This window comes from Shewanella donghaensis, from assembly GCF_007567505.1.
Classification (GTDB): Bacteria; Pseudomonadota; Gammaproteobacteria; order Enterobacterales; family Shewanellaceae; genus Shewanella; species Shewanella donghaensis.
Window position 1 is genome coordinate 3681148 of sequence record NZ_CP041783.1, and the last position, 19988, is coordinate 3701135.

The 19988-nt window shown below is 41.0% G+C and carries 10 protein-coding genes and 1 pseudogene; 5 read left to right on the plus strand and 6 right to left on the minus strand.

What is annotated here, in order from left to right:
* The first annotated feature begins 154 nt into the window (after positions 1–154).
* The 3 genes from lpdA (at position 155) to FPK91_RS15900 (ending at position 8557) form a co-directional block, all read left to right on the plus strand.
* Complete coding sequence (lpdA, locus tag FPK91_RS15890) at positions 155–1585, plus strand: dihydrolipoyl dehydrogenase (RefSeq protein WP_144212266.1); 1431 nt, start codon at positions 155–157, stop codon at positions 1583–1585.
* Positions 1586–1794: 209 nt separating this feature from the next.
* The gene (locus FPK91_RS15895; RefSeq protein ID WP_144212268.1) at positions 1795–6237 is read left to right on the plus strand and encodes an EAL domain-containing protein; all 4443 of its coding nucleotides are present in this window, start codon (positions 1795–1797) and stop codon (positions 6235–6237) included.
* Between the two features lie 106 nt (positions 6238–6343).
* Positions 6344–8557, plus strand: coding sequence for a patatin-like phospholipase family protein (locus tag FPK91_RS15900; protein ID WP_144212270.1), 2214 nt, complete (start codon positions 6344–6346; stop codon positions 8555–8557).
* 90 nt (positions 8558–8647) lie between these two features.
* Here the strand turns inward: FPK91_RS15900 and hxpB are convergent, their stop codons facing one another.
* Positions 8648–9310, minus strand: coding sequence for a hexitol phosphatase HxpB (hxpB, locus tag FPK91_RS15905; RefSeq protein WP_144212272.1), 663 nt, complete (start codon positions 9308–9310; stop codon positions 8648–8650).
* Positions 9311–9744: 434 nt separating this feature from the next.
* Between hxpB and acnB the strand changes: the two genes are divergently transcribed.
* On the plus strand, positions 9745–12342 hold the full coding sequence (gene acnB / locus FPK91_RS15910) for a bifunctional aconitate hydratase 2/2-methylisocitrate dehydratase (protein WP_144212274.1): 2598 nt from the start codon (positions 9745–9747) through the stop codon (positions 12340–12342).
* A gap of 281 nt (positions 12343–12623) precedes the next feature.
* On the opposite strand, the gene FPK91_RS15915 is transcribed toward acnB, so the two are convergent.
* The 3 genes and pseudogenes from FPK91_RS15915 to hslV form a co-directional block, all read right to left on the minus strand.
* Complete coding sequence (locus tag FPK91_RS15915) at positions 12624–13016, minus strand: gamma-butyrobetaine hydroxylase-like domain-containing protein (RefSeq protein WP_144214480.1); 393 nt, start codon at positions 13014–13016, stop codon at positions 12624–12626.
* Positions 13017–13222: 206 nt separating this feature from the next.
* A pseudogene (hslU, locus tag FPK91_RS15920) lies at positions 13223–14547 on the minus strand (ATP-dependent protease ATPase subunit HslU).
* A 21-nt stretch (positions 14548–14568) separates the two neighbouring features.
* Positions 14569–15093 (minus strand): ATP-dependent protease subunit HslV, encoded by a 525-nt coding sequence (gene hslV / locus FPK91_RS15925; RefSeq protein ID WP_144212278.1) that lies wholly within the window; start codon positions 15091–15093, stop codon positions 14569–14571.
* Between the two features lie 245 nt (positions 15094–15338).
* Between hslV and FPK91_RS15930 the strand changes: the two genes are divergently transcribed.
* Positions 15339–17489, plus strand: coding sequence for a hypothetical protein (locus tag FPK91_RS15930; protein ID WP_144212280.1), 2151 nt, complete (start codon positions 15339–15341; stop codon positions 17487–17489).
* 45 nt (positions 17490–17534) lie between these two features.
* Here the strand turns inward: FPK91_RS15930 and FPK91_RS15935 are convergent, their stop codons facing one another.
* Together FPK91_RS15935 and argS are read right to left on the minus strand one after the other, a co-directional pair.
* Entirely contained in the window at positions 17535–18143 is a 609-nt protein-coding gene (locus FPK91_RS15935; RefSeq protein ID WP_144212282.1) for an SPOR domain-containing protein, read from the minus strand.
* Between the two features lies 1 nt (position 18144).
* Positions 18145–19890, minus strand: a complete 1746-nt coding sequence (gene argS, locus FPK91_RS15940; RefSeq protein WP_144212284.1) for an arginine--tRNA ligase — start codon at positions 19888–19890, stop codon at positions 18145–18147.
* Between the last annotated feature and the right edge of the window lie 98 nt (positions 19891–19988).

Below are 19988 nucleotides of genomic sequence, written 5' to 3' on the forward strand. Positions count from 1 at the left end.
AAAGGCTGCTCATATTGAGCGGCCTTTTTATTCTTATCACTAGGATTGTGATCAGTATCAAACAAAGGGTAAAATGCGGCCACCTTACAAGATTTGACCACATTTTGCAGTTTGGACGGTTTTTCCGCCAACGATAGAAAAAATAGAGGAAAACATGAGTAACGAAATCAAAACTCAGGTAGTAGTACTAGGTGCCGGCCCAGCAGGTTATTCAGCAGCTTTCCGCGCTGCAGATTTAGGTCTAGAGACTGTGATTGTAGAGCGTTTTAGCACCCTTGGTGGTGTTTGCTTGAACGTGGGTTGTATCCCATCGAAAGCACTTTTACACGTATCTAAAGTCATTGAAGAAGCAAAAGCAGTTGCCGATCACGGTGTTGTTTTTGGTGAGCCAAAAATTGATTTAGAAAAATTACGCGGCTTTAAAGAAAAAGTGGTTGGTCAACTTACTGGTGGTTTAGGCGGAATGTCTAAAATGCGTAAAGTTGATGTTGTAAATGGTTTAGGTAAGTTCACTAGCCCAAATACCATGGAAGTGACAGCTGAAGATGGCACTGTAAAAGTGATCAACTTTGACAATGCTATTATTGCTGCTGGTTCTCGTCCAATCAAACTGCCATTTATCCCACATGAAGATCCACGTATTTGGGATTCAACTGATGCTTTAGAGCTGAAAGAAGTTCCTGAAAAGTTATTAGTGATGGGCGGCGGTATTATCGGCCTAGAAATGGGTACGGTTTATTCTTCTTTAGGTAGTCAAATTGACGTGGTTGAAATGTTCGACCAAGTTATCCCTGCTGCTGATAAAGATATCGTCCGTATCTACACTAAAAAGATTAAGAAGAAGTTTAACTTAATCCTAGAAACAAAAGTGACAGCTGTTGAAGCTAAAGAAGACGGTATTTACGTTTCTATGGAAGGTAAGAAAGCGCCTGCTGAACCCGTTCGTTACGATGCTGTTTTAGTGGCTATTGGTCGTGCACCAAATGGTAAAGGCTTAGACGCTGAGAAAGCTGGCGTTAATGTTGATGAGCGTGGTTTCATTAATGTTGATAAGCAATTACGTACTAACGTACCTAACATCTATGCTATCGGTGATATCGTTGGTCAACCAATGCTTGCGCATAAAGGTGTGCATGAAGGTCACGTAGCAGCTGAAGTTATTTCTGGTCTTAAGCACTTCTTTGACCCGAAAGTTATTCCTTCGATTGCGTACACAGACCCGGAAGTCGCATGGGTTGGTCTTACTGAGAAAGAAGCGAAAGAGCAGGGTGTTGCATATGAAACTGCATCATTCCCATGGGCTGCAAGTGGCCGCGCAATTGCTTCTGATGCAAGTGACGGTATGACTAAGCTCATCTTCGATAAAGAAACTCATCGCGTTATCGGTGGTGCTATCGTCGGTGTTAATGGCGGCGAATTACTAGGTGAAATCGGTCTTGCTATCGAAATGGGTTGTGATGCGGAAGATTTAGCATTAACCATTCATGCTCACCCAACGTTACATGAATCTGTCGGCTTAGCGGCTGAAATGTACGAAGGTTCAATTACTGATTTGCCTAACCCTAAGGCAAAGAAGAAAAAGTAACTTGTCACTATTTGTAGCAATTTGTATTAAAGCACCTTTCGGGGTGCTTTTTTTTGGTCTAAATTTACATATAGGTGATATATTTAAAAAATGTTTCATATTTATATATTTGAGCATTAAATTGTTGCTGGCATGATGCCAAGCTTGTTTTGGATGGACACTCTCAAACTATTTTGACTTTAATTCATTCAAAGAGTAAATCCATTATAATGATAAAATGCGTTAACAAGTTTTTTCTACTCTCTTTTCTAGCAATTCTCTTTTGCTCTCAAGCCTATGCTGTTGATGTTGTTCAACGTCTATTCAATGTCAAAGATGGCCTAGTAAACTACACCATAAACGATATTACTTTCGATGATTATGGCTATATTTGGTTAGCCACTGAGCAAGGCTTATTCAGGGTGAGTAGTACTGTTGTTCGCAGGGTGGACCAACCTGATAGTAGCAATGCGTTAATTGAAGAGAACATTAGCTTTATTGCTAACGTCGATACTCATCATATGCTAATCGGCTCAGGCTATTCCCTGTACCTTTATAATATTAAGCAGAATACGTTCAAAGATATCAGCATGGATTTAAGTAATCTTGCTAAGGACGATTACGTTACTGCACACACCCGCCTTAGCAATGGAAATTTATTGCTACTCACCACATTTGGCAAAGTGTTTGAATTCGATCAAACTTCATTCTCTGTATCGCTTTTTCTGGATGAAGACTTAGTTGGTAAGGGGTTATGGAATAGCGTTAATCAGTTAAGAGATGGCTCTTTTGTATTTACTTCCACTTACCAAATCGAACTTAGAAATCAGCAAGGCAAGCAGGTTAAGCAAGTCAATTGGCAGCCAAGCAACGACAGGATCAGGGGCTTGTATGTTGATAATGACAATAGAATTTGGGTATTAAGCAGTAAGGGCTTATTTGAACTTAATCCGTTAAATGGCGAAGTTAACGCCGTTGAAACCTTGGCCTACAGTATCCATGATGCGGTTGCAGATCGCAGAGGATATTTATGGGTTAACACCACATCTGGGCTTTTTTCTTGGGATCGCAAATCATCTGAGCCTACCTCATACAAAGACTTACTCAATAAAGAAGCCAGCATTGATTATATTGATTCTATTGCTGTTGATGCTAATGGCTTTGTTTGGATTGGTGGTTCTGGAGAAGGACTGGCATTGCTGACGGTTAAGCCGGATTTTTTACTCGATTTTTTCAGTGGTTCATCCCAGTACCAATTGGAAGATGACATGGTGTGGAGCATTTATGCCGAGGATGACAAAGTGTGGCTTGGTGGCAATGATGGGCTGACTGTTGTTGATAAATCCTCAATCACATCAACGCATATTATTCCAATGGGTTTTGAAAGTAATGATTCGATTTATGGAATAAGCGAGCTGGACAAACAACACGTCATATTAGCCACCACCAATGGATTATTTGTCTTTGATAAGCAAACTAATCAACAAGTTGCATTTACAGATTTTGCACCGTTAAGTGATGGATTAGCAGAGGAGCTTCTGCTGACCGAGTATGTTGATCCATTGTTCCCTGGTCGAGTTTGGTGGGGGACCTTTGATCAAGTGTATTACTGGGAACCAGGCCTTGATAAGGTGCAAACCATATCATTAATAGAGCATATTTCTCATACTGGCGTGGTCAATATCGGCAGTATTCATCGAGAGAATGAGCATCGATTATGGGTTGGAGGGGACGGATTTCTAGGTTACATCGATGAGAATAATAATGTCATCTCGCTAAACGATAGCCTAAGCACTCATCATAAAAATGTCGCTGTGAATAATATTCTCCAAGTTGATGAATCTACTTTGTGGTTAGGGACTTCTCAAGATGGCCTAATTGCGCTCGATACTCAAACCAATACCACCTCATCAATGAGTGACAATTGGAATCTAGACTGTCGTACCATTTACTTTTTAGCACAAACTGCAGATTTTAATGTGGTCGGTTGCGCTTCAACAGTGATTCGACAACATAGGAAAACACTGGCGATAGAGGTATTTTTAACTAATGATGGTTTTATCGCAAGCGAGTTTAATGAAGCTGCAGCCTTCTATGATGCTAATGCTGGCTTATACATTGGTAGTCCCAAAGGCGCGATGCTGATTGACGTTAATCAGCTCGAGCGAAGATCTACAAACGAGCCACTTTCTTTAGAATCTATTGCCATTTTTTATGAAGAGTCGACAGAATATCATTTAACACCTGAAACCTTTGAGGTTGTTCGTCCAGAGGCAAAGTTGATTAGTTTTCAGATGACAACATTCGACTATATTGATATTTCACCCATCAGCTTTAAATACCGTCTGGTGCATGAAAATAACCCCTTTGAGATTAAATATATTTACCTTGAAGGCCAAACCCAAATTAACGTTGCTGATCTGGACGCTGGTCATTACACCTTAGAATTACTGCATCGTAATAATGGTATTTGGGCTGATAGCCCGCTTCAATTTCATTTTGAGGTTGAACAATATTGGTGGTTGTCACAATGGTTTAAAGCCTTGGTTTTATTCATTGCTTTGTTGGTGGCATTGTCATCAGTGTGGTTTAGGAAAAAACAGGTAAAGCGCATTATCGGTATTAATAGTGCGTTAAAGGAAAGTGAGGACAAATTACGTCAATCACTCAAAGGCAGTGATTCCGATTTATGGGAATGGAACCGTGACACCGATATCCTAAGCTTTGAGAACCAGTCTGGTATTTTAGGTGAACAGAAAAGACTGGTTTTTCTTCTCCCGGATCTACCCATAGTAAAAGCAGACAAAGGTACAGTTCACCAACAATGGTTAGCCATTTTAAATGCTGATAAAGAGACTATTGATGTCGACTTTAGGTACCACCGTGGCGATGATATCGGCTGGATTAGGCTTAGAGGACGTGCTGTTAGCCGTGATGAAAGCACTGGGCAGTTAACTAGTGTTGCCGGGATTTATACCGAAATATCTGAGCAAAGGGAGCTAAAAAATGAAATCGATTTATTAGCTAAAGCCTTTGAAAACACCTCTGAAGGCATGATCATTCTCAATAGTGATAAACAGGTTAAGTTACTCAATACGGCGGCAAGCTCTATTTTTGAAACTGAGCACCAACACATAATCGGTAAAGATTTTGAGTCATTGCAATTCAGCAGTAGTCGCTCTACTAATATTGATACTTTATTGAATGACAGCCGATCATGGAATGGTGAGTTAGCTTTTAAAAGAGCACCTTCTGAACAATTTCCTGTTTGGGCTAACATTTCTAAAATGTCAGATAAAGAAGGGGTCTCTTTACACTATGTGGTGGTTTTTTCCGATATTACCCAACGTAAACAAAATGAATCTAATTTAAAGCATTTAGCTAATAACGATGTGCTTACAGGTCTGGCAAATCGTTCTATGTTTTCTCGCCGTTTAGAAAACATAGTCTCTAAAGCGAATCAATCCGAAGAAAAGTTAGCGTTATTATTTTTAGATCTTGATCGCTTTAAACATGTAAATGACTCCTATGGGCATAGCATGGGCGATGCGTTATTAGTTGAGGCGGCTAAGCGATTGCAGAGCAGCGTCGGCGATGAGCATTTAGTTTGTCGTTTTGGTGGCGATGAGTTTGTTATTTTAATAAGAAATGTTGATGGTATCGATCAGATTAATACCATCGCTGAGAAAGTGTTACGAAAAATCGATGCACCTTTTAGATTGTTTAATCGAGAGTTTTTTGTCTCAACCAGTATTGGTATTAGCATGTGGCCTGAAGATACTCGAGATCCGGAAACCTTAATCAAAAATGCCGATCTCGCGATGTATCATGCAAAAGAAGTTGGCCGCGGTAATTTTCAATATTACTCAGCAGAGCGAAATGCAGAAGCACAATATCACTTCAAAATTGAAACTGATTTACGCAAAGCAATTGAGAATAATGAACTTGAGCTCTATTACCAGCCGCAAATAGACATACTTCAAGATGATAAGTTTATCGGCATGGAAGCGTTACTGCGTTGGCATCATCCTGTGGATGGTTTTATTCGACCTGATATTTTCATTAAGGTCGCCGAGTCTTGTGGACTCATCATTGATATTGACCGTTGGGTACTGAGACAAGCCTGTATTGATGGTGCTCGCTGGCATGCAATTTATGACCAACCGTTTCAATTATCAGTCAACGTGTCAGCAGTACAATTTAGGCAAGTAGATTTTATTGAGAACTTAAAAGCCACCTTAGAAGATACAGGAATGCCAGGGCAGTGTTTGGCTATTGAGATCACCGAAGGCGTGCTAATGAAAGAGTTACAAGTTGCCAACTCTCATCTTGTTCAACTTAAGCAACTGGGCATTGAAGTGTCTATTGACGATTTTGGCACCGGTTACTCATCGCTAGCCTATTTACGTAATTTTGATGTGAATACCCTCAAGATTGATCGTTCCTTTTTAATCGATATCGCCACCAATGAAGCGGATCAAGCGATTGTGAGCAGTATTATTGAGCTGGCAAGAAACCTTAAATTGCAGGTGGTTGCAGAGGGCATTGAATCGCACGCTCAAATGGAGCAAGTGTTCAGTCGCGGCTGTTATATCATTCAAGGCTATTATTTTGCCAAGCCAATGCCCCGGTCTCAGTTAGATAAATATTTAGGCCTAGACAAGTCACCTTGAACGCTAAAATTCAATTGTTACCATCTGGTTTAAAAGGTTTTATAAATGTTGCTGCTTATTTGCTAGAATAGCGCGGTTAATCAATTTTAAAGATAGGAAGCTTTATATGAGCCGTAAGATTGCTCTGCTATTACTCATAGGTATATTTTCACAAAACGTCCAAGCTGAGGAACGTCAGACTGTAGGGCTTGTGTTAAGTGGCGGTGGCGCGAAAGGTACGGCACATATTGGGGTCCTTAAAGTATTAGAAGAACACCGCATTCCTGTGGATTATATTACCGGAACCAGTATTGGCTCTTATGTGGGTGGTATGTATGCACTCGGTTATACCGCGGCAGAGATTGAAGATATCATGCTCAATTCTCCTTGGGCTGAAGGCTATTCAGATACGATTCCTCGAGAAAACCTATCTTATCGTGATAAACAACACCGAGATAAATTTAATATTCCTGTGAATGTTGGCTACAAAAATGGTGGCTTAGCTTACCCAAGTGGCCTGCTGCGGGGTCAAACCATGTCTCAACTGCTGCGTTCATCCACCGATGTTGTTGAGCAGTTTGGTGATTTCGATGATCTCGCGATTCCTTTTCGGGCTGTCGCCACTAACTTGGTCACCAGCTACGCCGTGGTATTAGACAAAGGCAGCATTGTTCAAGCAATGCAGGCATCTGCGACTGTGCCAGGCGCATTACAGCCAGCTCAAATTGATGGCATGTTATTGGTTGATGGCGGTATTTCTAACAACATGCCTATTGATGTCGTTAAAGAGATGGGCGCAGATATTGTTATTGCCATTGATATTGGCTCGCCATTATCAACCAAAGAGCAACTTGATGGCACCTTTGCTGTGTTAGAGCAGCTTTCGACTATTTTGACTAAAGCGACCACAGAACATCAGAAAACATTACTTGATGATCGAGATGTACTTATTCGTCCTGCTATTGATGAGATGAGTACCACTGATTTTGAAATTATGCCTGCAGCATTAGAGGCTGGCCGCATTGCCGGTGAAGCCGCTTTGCCAATGCTAAGTCATTTAAGTATCAGTGTTGAAGACTATAAAGCCTATCAAGATAAGAAAAAACAATCGAAATTATTACTGGTTAATCAAGTTAATCGTCCGGTTATCAACATCATATTTGATAACGATTCCAAAGTAAGTGAAAACCTACTGCGTGAGCAGTTAGCGTTATCTGAAAATGAAGTGATCACTAAAGAAGCGTTAGACGAAGGCATTAAACGTATTTATTCATTGAATAAGTTTGAACGTGTAGATGCTGAATTTGAGGACACTGACGAAGGCCGAGTACTTACCGTCACCACCCACGCTAAATCCTGGGGGCCAAACTATTTTGATGCAGGCTTTAACTGGGAAGATGACTTTACGCTGGATTCTGCAATAACACTCAACCTTGCTTATACCATGGGCAATTTAACCGATAATGGTGGTGAGTGGCGCAATGAACTGCAACTCGGTTATGAAAAAAGAATCAGTACCGAGTTTTATCAACCATTAGATAAAGACCAAGATTTTTATGCTCGTGCGAAGTATGAATACGAGATTAAAAATTGGGATTTTTATGATAATAATGATCGGGCTTTCGAACTCAAAAATTCGTTAAATCAATTTGTATTAGGGGTTGGGTATAATTATTCCCATGCGGGTTTAATTGAGATTGGCGCAGTAGCTGAGATTGGTGACTTAACCAATAAAGCGGTTTCGCAGCAAGATTTAGATTATGAATCGATCGGCGGCTATTTTGGATTCACCTTTGATACGTTAAACAGTATTAGTTTCCCGACAGAAGGGCAGCGATTGACCTTTAAAGCATCTGTGCGAGATGAGAAATACAATGGCGCTGTTATTAGTAACTCTAATGAACTTTCTTGGCAATTTGAGGCGGATTGGAAAGGCGCACTTAAATTAGGTAACCATGCCATTGTGGGTAAAGCAGCCATAGCTACCGTAGATGTGGACCGTGATTTTACTCTGCATGTGACAGAGCTGGGTGGGTTCTTGAATTTATCCGGTCTACATAAGGGCGCATTGGCGGGAGCGCATAAAGCCTTCGCTGCGTTAATATATCAATATGACTTAGGCCGAGATGTATTACTCAGTGATGTCCCTTTGTATGTAGGTACCAGTTTTGAGGCGGGTAATGTATGGGTCGTTCGAGACGCAGTTGATTTCGATGACCTCATATATGCTGGTAGTTTATACTTAGGTACCGATACTAGTTGGGGACCTGCCGCGCTTGGCTTTGGTTTCACCGATACAGGTGAACAAGCCTTTTACTTGTTCCTAGGTAAAAACTTTTAGCCAGTGCAGCTAAACGAGTCAGTTAAATACCGATAAAAAAGCTGCTAATAAAGCAGCTTTTTTATGTCTATGTATTTTTACATAGCTGAATTAGAGCTTCTCAATCAATGCTTTAAAATCACCTAAATGCGCCAGTTGGTGATGACCAATTTGCCAACGTGATTGGTTAGCAAGTTCAGGGGCAGGGATCGCGATGGTTTGCATCGATGCTGCTCTTGCTGCGATAAGCCCATTAATTGAATCTTCGATGGCGATACAAAGTGACGGTGTAATATCCAGTGCGGTTGCACAATTTAAATAAACCTCAGGGTGAGGCTTGCCATATTGTAGGTTTTCGGCCGAAGTTATGGCATTGAAATAATCAGCGATGCCCAATTTATTCATGACTGCTTGAATTAAATCACTGGAAGATGAGGTTGCTAAACCAATCTTTAACCCCCGCTGCTGGCAAAGTTGCAATGCGTCAACCACACCGCGCATTGGCTTGCCTTCGGTTTCAATAAATTGCACCACTTTATCAATAATCTGCTGAGCGGCGGCTGGATTATCATAGTTAGCCCATGGATACCTTTGATACCAATAGCTGACCACAAAATCAATTCTTAAACCTGTGGTTATTTCAGCATCTTCATAGGTAATGGGGACTCCGAGTGAATTCATTACTTCGACTTCAGCTCGTTGCCAAGCTGGCTCAGTATCAATGATGACACCATCCATATCAAAAATTACTGCTTTTACTTTAGCTGATGTCATTTTTTACCTTTTGCCTTTTTGAATAGATAGGTAGATAAGCTGCATAAAAATGCTTATTCGGAGATGAGTCCACTATACGTTAAATGACTATGCCCAATCATGAAATAAATTGCAAAAACATGGCCTACATAAATGCTTTTTAACTCAGTTAAATTTAAATTATATATATAGTGTAATTCATTGAATTAAAGAGTTTTATAAGATGTTTTAAACTATTGTCTAATTTTATTTGTTTAAAGTGACGAGTAAATTGTCCTAACAGCTTAAAATTAGTGTTTATTTTGCACTCAATAGAGTGTGATCTGATTCATACTTTTGCAAACCTGTAGTATACTATGGGTCGGATTTCAAGCCCGAACCTGTGGAATGGTCATTCTATTTATAGAGTGACGTTCAGTTTCGCTGTTAGGCGCAAAACAAAGAGGAATGTTGCCGTGCTAGAAGCATATCGTAAACACGTCGCAGAGCGTGCTGCAGAGGGTGTTGTCCCTAAGCCATTAAATGCAGAACAAGTGGCTGAATTAGTGAAGTTAGTTGAGACTCCGCCTGCTGGTGAAGAGGCTGTAATTCTTGATTTATTAGAGAACCGTATTCCCCCTGGTGTTGATGAAGCTGCCTATGTTAAAGCAGCATTCTTAGATGCAGTTGCCCAAGGCAATGTATCGTCACCAATCCTTTCAGCTGAGCGTGCTACTGAGTTATTAGGTACCATGCAAGGCGGTTATAACATTGAGCCGCTTATTGCTCAATTAGATAACGATGCACTTGCACCAATCGCGGTTACTGCATTATCAAACACATTATTGATGTTTGATGCATACCACGACGTGGTTGAAAAAATGCAAGCAGGTAATGCTTTTGCTAAGCAAGTGGTTAATTCTTGGGCTGATGCTGAGTGGTTCACAAACCGCCCTAAATTAGCTGAAAAAATTAGCTTGACCGTATTTAAAGTATCAGGCGAGACAAATACAGATGACTTGTCTCCTGCTCCTGATGCATGGTCTCGCCCAGATATCCCATTACACGCATTAGCGATGCTAAAAAATGCGCGTGACGGTATTGTACCTGATGTAGCGGGTACTGTTGGTCCAATTAAAGAAATCGAAGCGCTTAAAGAAAAAGGTTACCCGCTAGTTTACGTCGGTGACGTTGTGGGTACCGGTTCTTCGCGTAAGTCAGCAACTAACTCAGTGCTTTGGTTCATGGGTGACGATATCCCTTTTGCACCTAATAAGCGTGCTGGTGGTTTCTGTCTAGGTGGAAAAATTGCCCCTATCTTCTTCAACACAATGGAAGATGCAGGCGCACTGCCTATTGAGCTTGATGTAGACAAAATGAACATGGGTGATGTTATTGACATCTATCCATATGAAGGCGTAGTTAAGCGTAACGGCAGTGATGAAGTTATCTCTACGTTTGAACTGAAAACAGACGTACTGCTTGATGAAGTCCGTGCTGGTGGTCGTATTCCATTAATCATTGGCCGTGGCTTAACTGATCGTGCTCGTGAAACATTGAATCTTGCGGCTTCAGACGTGTTTGTTCGTCCACAAGATGTTGTTGCGACAAACAAAGGCTTTACTCTGGCACAAAAGATGGTCGGTAAAGCATGTGGCGTTAAAGGCATTCGTCCTGGTCAATACTGCGAACCTAAAATGACCTCGGTTGGTTCACAAGATACCACAGGCCCAATGACCCGTGATGAACTTAAAGATTTAGCATGTTTAGGCTTTAGCGCCGATTTAACCATGCAGTCTTTCTGTCACACAGCGGCTTACCCTAAGCCTATCGATGTGAATACTCACCATACGTTACCTGATTTCATCATGAATCGTGGCGGTGTTGCACTGCGTCCAGGCGACGGGGTTATTCACTCTTGGTTAAACCGTATGTTACTGCCTGATACCGTTGGTACTGGTGGTGATTCACATACGCGTTTCCCAATCGGTATTTCATTCCCAGCGGGTTCTGGCTTGGTAGCATTTGCTGCAGCCACAGGTGTTATGCCTCTTGATATGCCTGAGTCTATTTTGGTTCGCTTTAAAGGTGAAATGCAGCCAGGTATCACATTACGTGACCTAGTACATGCTATCCCGCTTAAAGCGATTGAAATGGGTCTGTTAACGGTAGAGAAGAAAGGTAAGATTAATGCTTTCTCTGGCCGCGTATTAGAAATTGAAGGTCTTGAGCAACTTAAAGTTGAGCAAGCATTCGAATTATCTGATGCATCAGCAGAACGAAGTGCAGCGGGTTGTTCTATTAAATTAGACAAAGAGCCAATCATTGAATATCTAAACTCTAACATCGTGATGTTGAAGTGGATGATTGCTGAAGGTTATGGCGATCGCCGTACTATTGAACGTCGTATTACCGCGATGCAAGAATGGTTAGCGAACCCTGAACTAATGGTTGCTGATAAAGATGCTGAATATGCTGAAATTATCGAAATCGATTTGAACGACATCAAAGAACCTATTCTTTGTGCGCCAAACGATCCAGATGATGCAGTATTACTATCATCAGTTGCAGAAACAAAAATTGACGAAGTATTCGTTGGTTCTTGTATGACTAACATTGGTCATTTCCGCGCTACCGGTAAAATGCTAGAGAAGTTTGCAACGACGTTACCAACTCGTCTATGGATTGCACCGCCAACTAAGATGGATAAAGATCAGTTAACCGAAGAAGGTTACTACGCGATCTTTGGCCGTGTTGGTGCGCGTATCGAAATCCCGGGTTGTTCACTGTGTATGGGTAACCAAGCACGTGTTGCTGAAGGTGCGACAGTTGTTTCAACGTCAACGCGTAACTTCCCTAACCGTTTAGGTACAGGTGCAAATGTCTACTTAGCATCAGCTGAGTTAGCAGCAGTAGCGGCATTACTAGGTCGTCTACCTTCACCTGCAGAGTACCAAGACTACGCGAAAGAATTAGATGCAACAGCGTCTGATACTTACCGTTACTTGAACTTTGATCAAATTGATTCTTACACTAAGAAAGCTGACAGCGTGATTTTTCAAACTGCGCTTTAATCTTTGATAAGATGAGTTACGTTTTAAAAGCGTAAACTGAAAAATGCCAGCGATTAAGCTGGCATTTTTGTGTCTGGAATTTGGTTTATGTTTGAAAGTGGGGAAATATATCCAAACTTAGTTTGGATTAAGCCACAATACTAATTTACTTATAAAGATGAGGGTATAACCCTTCTTCGGAGCGGGTAGGAGATCCAAGAGGGAGTAGCCGTTATTCCCTCTTGGCCAGTGCAGGATGGAATCCTGCGATCTTAATCCAAACTGAATTTGGAAATCACAACTTATGAATACTTAATATTCATATCAATCAAAGGTTCACGCGAACCTTTCTCAGCACGAAGTCGTGCTAAATACCGTTCCCAAATTTCCACTTGTTGGTTACCCAATTCAAATAAAATCTTCCAAGAAAATAGCCCAGTATCATGGCCATCATCAAAAGTGATTTTTACCGCGTAATTGCCTACTGGCTCAATACCAGTGATATTGACGGCTTTCTTGTGAGTCACAAGAATAGGGTTACCGTGGCGCTGCACTTCAGCAGACGGGGAGTGAACACGTAACATTTCACAACTGATATTGAATACTTCACCGCTTTCAAAGCTGACTTCAAGCAGTTTAGATTTACGCTTTAACTTTAGATCAGTAACAACTGGGCTTTTGTCTTGTTGGCTCATGAAATAGCTCTCTTTTAAGATGCTGTCAGCAACAGTTAAGTTTGCTGGCTGGCGATGATAGACAATAAAAAAGGTGATAGTCCATTGTGGCACTAATCACCTTTATTTTACTAATCCTGTTGATGCTAAATTAGTTTTAGATCACAGTTCGTTTTAGCTCACTGATAAATGTAAATTCAAACAGCGCTTTAAGAATCAAGCAGTGCTTAAAGAATGAAGCGACTTAAGTCTTCATCTTCCACTAAGGCATCTAGGTGATCATTGACATATTCAGCATCAATCATGAATGAGCTACCTGATTTTTCAGAAGCGTCATATGAAATCTCTTCCATCAGCTTTTCCATCACAGTGTGAAGACGACGAGCACCGATGTTTTCAGTGGTCTCGTTGACTTGCCATGCGGCTTTAGCAATGCGTTCAATTCCGCATTCACTAAATTCAACCGTTACGCCTTCAGTACCCATTAACGCCACATATTGCTCAGTTAGAGAAGCATGGGGTTCAGTTAGGATACGTTTAAAGTCATCGGCGGTTAATGCACTTAGCTCAACACGGATCGGTAAACGACCTTGAAGCTCTGGGATTAAATCCGATGGCTTAGACATCTGGAACGCACCAGAGGCGATAAACAAGATATGGTCGGTTTTGACCATGCCGTGTTTAGTGGTAACAGTACAACCTTCGATTAATGGCAGTAAGTCACGTTGTACACCTTCACGAGATACATCAGGACCTGAGCTTTCACCGCGCTTACAAATCTTGTCGATTTCATCTAAGAATACGATACCGTTTTGTTCAACCAAATCGATAGCTTGCTCTTTCATGTCTTCTTGATTAACAAGTTTTGCCGCTTCTTCTTCGATAAGCAGTTTGAAGGCTTCTTTAATTTTAACTTTTTTACGGTTCTCTTTAGTTTGTCCCATGTTTTGGAACATACTTTGAAGCTGATTAGTCATCTCTTCCATGCCTGGAGGAGACATGATTTCAACACCCACTTGTGGCGCAGCTAAATCGATATCAATTTCTTTATCGTCTAACTGGCCTTCACGCAGTTTTTTACGGAAGATTTGGCGGGTATTTGAATCATCTTTCTTTTCAGTGTCCCATTCATCTTTTGGCTTAGGTAATAGCGCATCAAGAATACGTTCTTCTGCCATTTCCTCAGCGCGATGACGACCCTTTTTCATTTGCTGTTCACGAGTCATTTTCACGGCAGAGTCAGTCAAATCACGGATGATTTGCTCAACTTCTTTGCCGACATAACCCACTTCAGTGAATTTAGTGGCTTCAACCTTTATAAAAGGCGCATTGGCTAACTTTGCTAAACGGCGGGCAATTTCAGTTTTACCGACACCGGTAGGGCCAATCATTAAAATATTCTTTGGCGTCACTTCTTGACGAAATGAGGCTTCAAGTTGCATGCGTCTCCAACGGTTACGAAGAGCAACGGCCACAGAACGTTTTGCATTTTTTTGACCAATGATGTGCGAGTCTAGCTCATGGACAATCTCGCGGGGGTCATTTCAGACATAGATAATTCCTTACGTTCTAATTAGTAGTCGATTTGCTCAACAGTTTTATGTTGGTTGGTGAATACGCAAATATCACCGGCAATCGTTAATGATTTTTCTGCAATTTCACGGGCAGTTAAGTCAGTATTTTGTAATAACGCTAATGCTGATGCATGGGCAAAGTTGCCACCAGAGCCAATAGCAATCAAGTCATGCTCAGGCTGAACCACATCACCATTACCAGTAATGATTAATGATTCTTTAGTGTCAGCAACAATAAGCATGGCTTCAAGGTTGCGGAGCATCTTGTCAGTACGCCAATCCTTTGCGAGCTCAACGGCTGATTTTAATAAATGGCCTTGATGCATCTCGAGCTTGGTTTCAAAACGCTCAAAAAGAGTGAATGCATCAGCTGTACCGCCAGCAAAACCAGCGATAACTTTATTTTGGTATAAGCGACGCACTTTACGTGCATTGCCTTTCATGACGGTATTGCCGAGAGAAACTTGGCCATCACCTGCGATGACAACTTGATTATTGCGGCGTACGGATACGATAGTAGTCACGGTAAATCCTCTTAACGACGGCAGCGAATAGGAGTCTGCTGCTTGCTGATAAACTAGATATGGGGGTTGTTAACATAATTTCAAGGCGATTAAAGGGATTGATTCGGTTATATTGTTGTCCGATTGGGTAAGTAAGAATAACCTGGAAAACCTTATTGGGCTGAGGTGGATGAATAATGGTTTACAGAAACAATCAAAATAGTTTGGCTATATAATTTATTAAGAAACTAAGGAATGCTGTACTGATGGCAAATAAAGGAATATTGACACTATCAGGAGTGATAGTGTTGGCGTGTATCGTTTTGTATTTTAATCATGAGAGGCAAACTCCCCCTCCTAAAGTTACCACATTAGCAACCCCATTATTACCAGCGTCACAACTAGAAATTGTGATGGACCCAGAGCAATTGCTTAATGATCCTGAGTTAACTAAAGAGAAAGTATTGGCATCATTAAATGAGATTAAAGCTCAGTGTCATAAAATGAATGGTGATTTTAGTTCTCAAGTCGGGCAAATCCATCAAATTATTATTACGGCGTTAGAGCAATCACTTAAAGATGGCAAAACAGTCAGAGAATTACTGGCTTATGAGCAGCAATATACTACGCACTATAACGGTTTTGATGACTTACTGTTGCAAGCTCAAGTAAATTTAGCCAGAGAAAAACTAACGATTATTAGTGATGTAGCGGTTCTTGCCAAGTGGCAGGGGTTAGAAGTCATCAGTGATTTTAATCAGGAGTTTATTGCAACGATCGTTGAATCAATGGGGGGAACGACTTCTCAAACGCCATTGTTCAATATGAATTTTGGGCTTAACCCCCATATCACAGCTGATGATTTAGCTTTGCTATTAAGTAATCAAGACAACTTTAATACCTATTTAGATACCTTTATTCAAATTGAAAATACCCGTGCAATTTCGCCATCAATGCTTTTTGTTGCAACATCAAAACAGATGCCAATTGAAAATTTTAGGCTTGAAGCGAATGCTAAAACATTTACTGTTAATGATGTGGCCTTGGCAATAAGGAGCCACTTACCGAGTGAGTATATTGAAATATTACTTAATAATACAACGGCATATGATGAGTTCCCTGCTTTCATTCAAGACAGAGATGGCGCAGGTATTGACGATATTGGCGGCAAATTTAATAATTTAGCTGATGTGGCAGTAAGTGAATTTGACTTAGTCACACTTAAATTATTAGTGGAGAAAGGCGTTAAGCCTACCAATGAGCCTGGTATCTTTACTGCAATGGATATCGCACTGTTAAACCTACCTAAAAATAGCCAACTGCAACCAACTGAAGACATGAGAAATCAGTATATTGAGATGATCAACTACCTCAACCAGCAAGCTTATAAAGCGCATGGTTCAGTTTCTAAAAATGGTGACGGTGAAGTGTCTTTCGGTTCTCCTTATCTACCTGGCTACACATATACAGAGGCATTAACTAATTTAGGGTTAGAGCAAATATCTAGCGATATTGAATTGCTTGACGACAGTATCGTAATTGTTCCAGCCGCAATTGACGACTCAATAGTATCACAAGCGATTATAGCGGCAGATAAAAGGAAGCTTCAGTTAGCTGCTCAACGTGCACCTTGTGCTCGTATTGAGCAAGACTTAAATGATGCACAGCAGTTTGCTACACCACAAAGAATGGTTGAAATCGTTAAGTCATTAATGACGCAAGAAGTTGATGTTGGCGCTGAATTGCATCGTATGGACCCCGCGTTAATTGCAGTGTGGCATCAAGAGCTGTTGTATCAAAATCAGCGTAATGAGGCTTCAAATTTTGAAAATGAGTTTAAGCAATTGATAAAACAGAATCGAGTGGATGAGGCTGGTATTTATGCTACCACTTATACGCTAACTCAGTCTGAAACGGATTTTCTATTACATCATGTGGTAAAAAATAAAGCGTTTGCAACAGTTTGGATTTCAAGAATGGCGCCTAAAAATCCAAGTGGTTTGTCTATGTTTAACGGCCTTCCATTGATTGATTGGCAATCCTTAAAAGACGAAAAGTTTGATTTTGCGCTTGAAGATACTTGGGGTAATGATTTATTTAGTGTTGCGGCTAAAAAAACAGTAGAACATGTTGACTGGTTATTAGATTATGGCCTTAAACCTGATATGAATACTTTAGGGTTAGATCCATTTGATATTGCCCTTGAAGGTAGTTATATGCAAAAGGAGTTAACACAAGCAGCTGTTAGACTTGGGCAACTTGTAGATAAGGTTGAGCCGAGCCACTTAGCAAGAATTGCACGTTTGAAAGCTTTTTTCCCTGAAGAGTATCAGGAGCTAATAGATAACAATAAAAAATTTATTGTTACTGACGATATTGAAATGAATCAATACAGGCAAGTCAAAATGTACTTCTAAACACAAAAAAAGCGACTTGCTAAAGTCGCTTTTAATTTGTCGTTTTTAATATTCCCAAAGCCAAATCTGGCAACCATTAATACCGGCGCGCTGTAGTTTATGTCTCGTGCGCTCGGCAGCACGCTTGGTGTCAAATGGCCCTAAGATGACCTTATGCCAAACACCAGTTGTGCCTTGGGTAGCTCTTACTTGTGCTTCTAAACCTTGAAAAGCAATCACGGCTTTCATTTCCTCAGCCTGATCCAGCTTTCTAAATGAAGCACATTGCATTTGGTAAGGCCCTTTAGACTTCATTGCATCTTCAGGGACTTCAATATCAATGCTATTGTTTTCTAGTTCCTCTAAATAAGTCCACTCTTCCGTCGGTTTTGGCGGCAGGGCATTAGGATCTTTTTTAGCCGGCTTATTTACTGGTTCAGTAACCGGCTTCGTTACTGTCTTTTCAATGGTCTCTGTAACCGGCGCTGATTGAGCCGGAGCATCATCAGAACTGCCGCTGATAAACCATAGACCATAACCAAAGGCGCCTAAAAGCAAAATCACAATCAAGGTCGGCAAGTAAGGGATAGAGCGCTTTTGTTTTGCTGCGCCCTTTCTTGCTGGTTTACGTTTTTTAGAACTCGGCTTTTTATTGTTAGCGTAATCTCGGCTCATGTTACATGCGCTCTAATGTTTCAATACCTAACAGCGATAAACCCGTTTTTAAGGTTCTTGATGTTAGTTGAGCTAATAATAAGCGGCTTTGTTTTTGCGCTTCAGTATCAGCAGCAAGCACTGGGCAAGCTTCATAGAAACTTGAGAACTCACTGGCAAGTTCATATACATAAGCACACATAACATGTGGCTGACCTTTGTCGGTCATGCGAGTAAGTACTTCACCAAACTGAGCCAGTTTAGTGCCCAGTTCTTTTTCTTTCTCGTGTTCTAGTACAATTTTAGCTTGGCTTAAATCCACATCTGCCGCACGCTTAAATATGCCTGCTACACGTGTGTAGGCATATAATAAGTAGGGTGCGGTATTACCTTCAAAGCTGAGCATTTGTTCGAAGCTAAAGATGTAATCACTAGCACGGTTTTTAGATAAGTCAGCATATTTAACTGAGCTGATGCCAACAACGCGTGCGACTTCAAGCACGGTCTCTTCATCCATATCTGGGTTTTTGCTACGCACTAACTCAATGGCACGAACATTCGCTTCATCAAGTAAATCAACTAACTTAACCACACCGCCACTACGAGTCTTAAATGGACGACCATCAGGGCCATTCATGGTGCCAAACCCAGTATGTTCAAGTGATAATCCGTCACGAACGAAACCCGCTGTCTTAGCAAGTTTGAAAACTTGTTGGAAATGCAGCGCTTGACGTAAATCGACGAAGTACATTGCGCGATCGGCTTTTAATACATTTGAGCGGTAACGCATCGCGGCTAAATCAGAGGTGGCATATAAGTAGCCGCCATCTGCTTTTTGAATAATAACCGGCAAAGGCTCACCGTCTTTAGTGCGGAATTCTTCTTGAAAAACCACTTTGGCGCCATTACTTTCGCTCAATAAGCCTTTCGCATCTAAGTCTTTTACGACTTGATGTAAATCGCCATTGTAAGCACTTTCGCCATGCACATCTTTACGGGTTAAAGTTACGCCAAGACGTTTATATACGTCATGACAATGTGCTAATGATATGTCGTTAAATTCACGCCATAACTTATTACAGTACTCATCACCAGATTGTAATGACACCACAAGGTTACGTGCACGAGTAGCAAAGTCGCTTGATTCATCAAAGCGAACTTTTGCTTCACGGTAGAATGTTTCTAAATCAGATAACTCAAGGTCAGCTTGTTCGCCGTTAGCGGCGCGAAGCTCTTCCATATACGCGAGTAACATGCCGAACTGAGTCCCCCAGTCACCCACATGGTTTTGACGAATAACATTGTGGCCGCAAAACTCTAAAGCGCGAACAATACTGTCACCAATAATGGTTGAACGTAGATGACCAACGTGCATTTCTTTCGCGAGGTTTGGAGATGAGTAATCCACTACAATGGTTTGTTGCTCAGGTAAAGTAATCCCTAAATGCTCATCATTTAATGCGTCTTGTAATTGACTCGCCAATGCATTGTCATCAATAAAGAAGTTGATGAAGCCTGGGCCTGCAATTTCAACTTTAGCAATATGGCTTGAAGCTGGCAGGTTATCGATAATCAACTGTGCGATATCACGCGGGTTCTTTTTGGCGACTTTAGTTAGCATCATCGCTAAGTTAGTAGCTAAATCACCATGGCTTTTATCTTTAGTTCGGTCGACCACAATTCGAGCCTGAAAATCAGCTGGTACAATGCCTTGTTGCTTAAAAGATTCGACGGTTTGTTCTAGTAAAGATGCAATATGTGATTTCATGGGCGATTATCAGCACTAACTTAAAGTAAAAGGGTGGGGTAACCGACTATTTTAGCCGCTTTTGATACTCAAATGCTATCTCGATAAGGGATTTATTC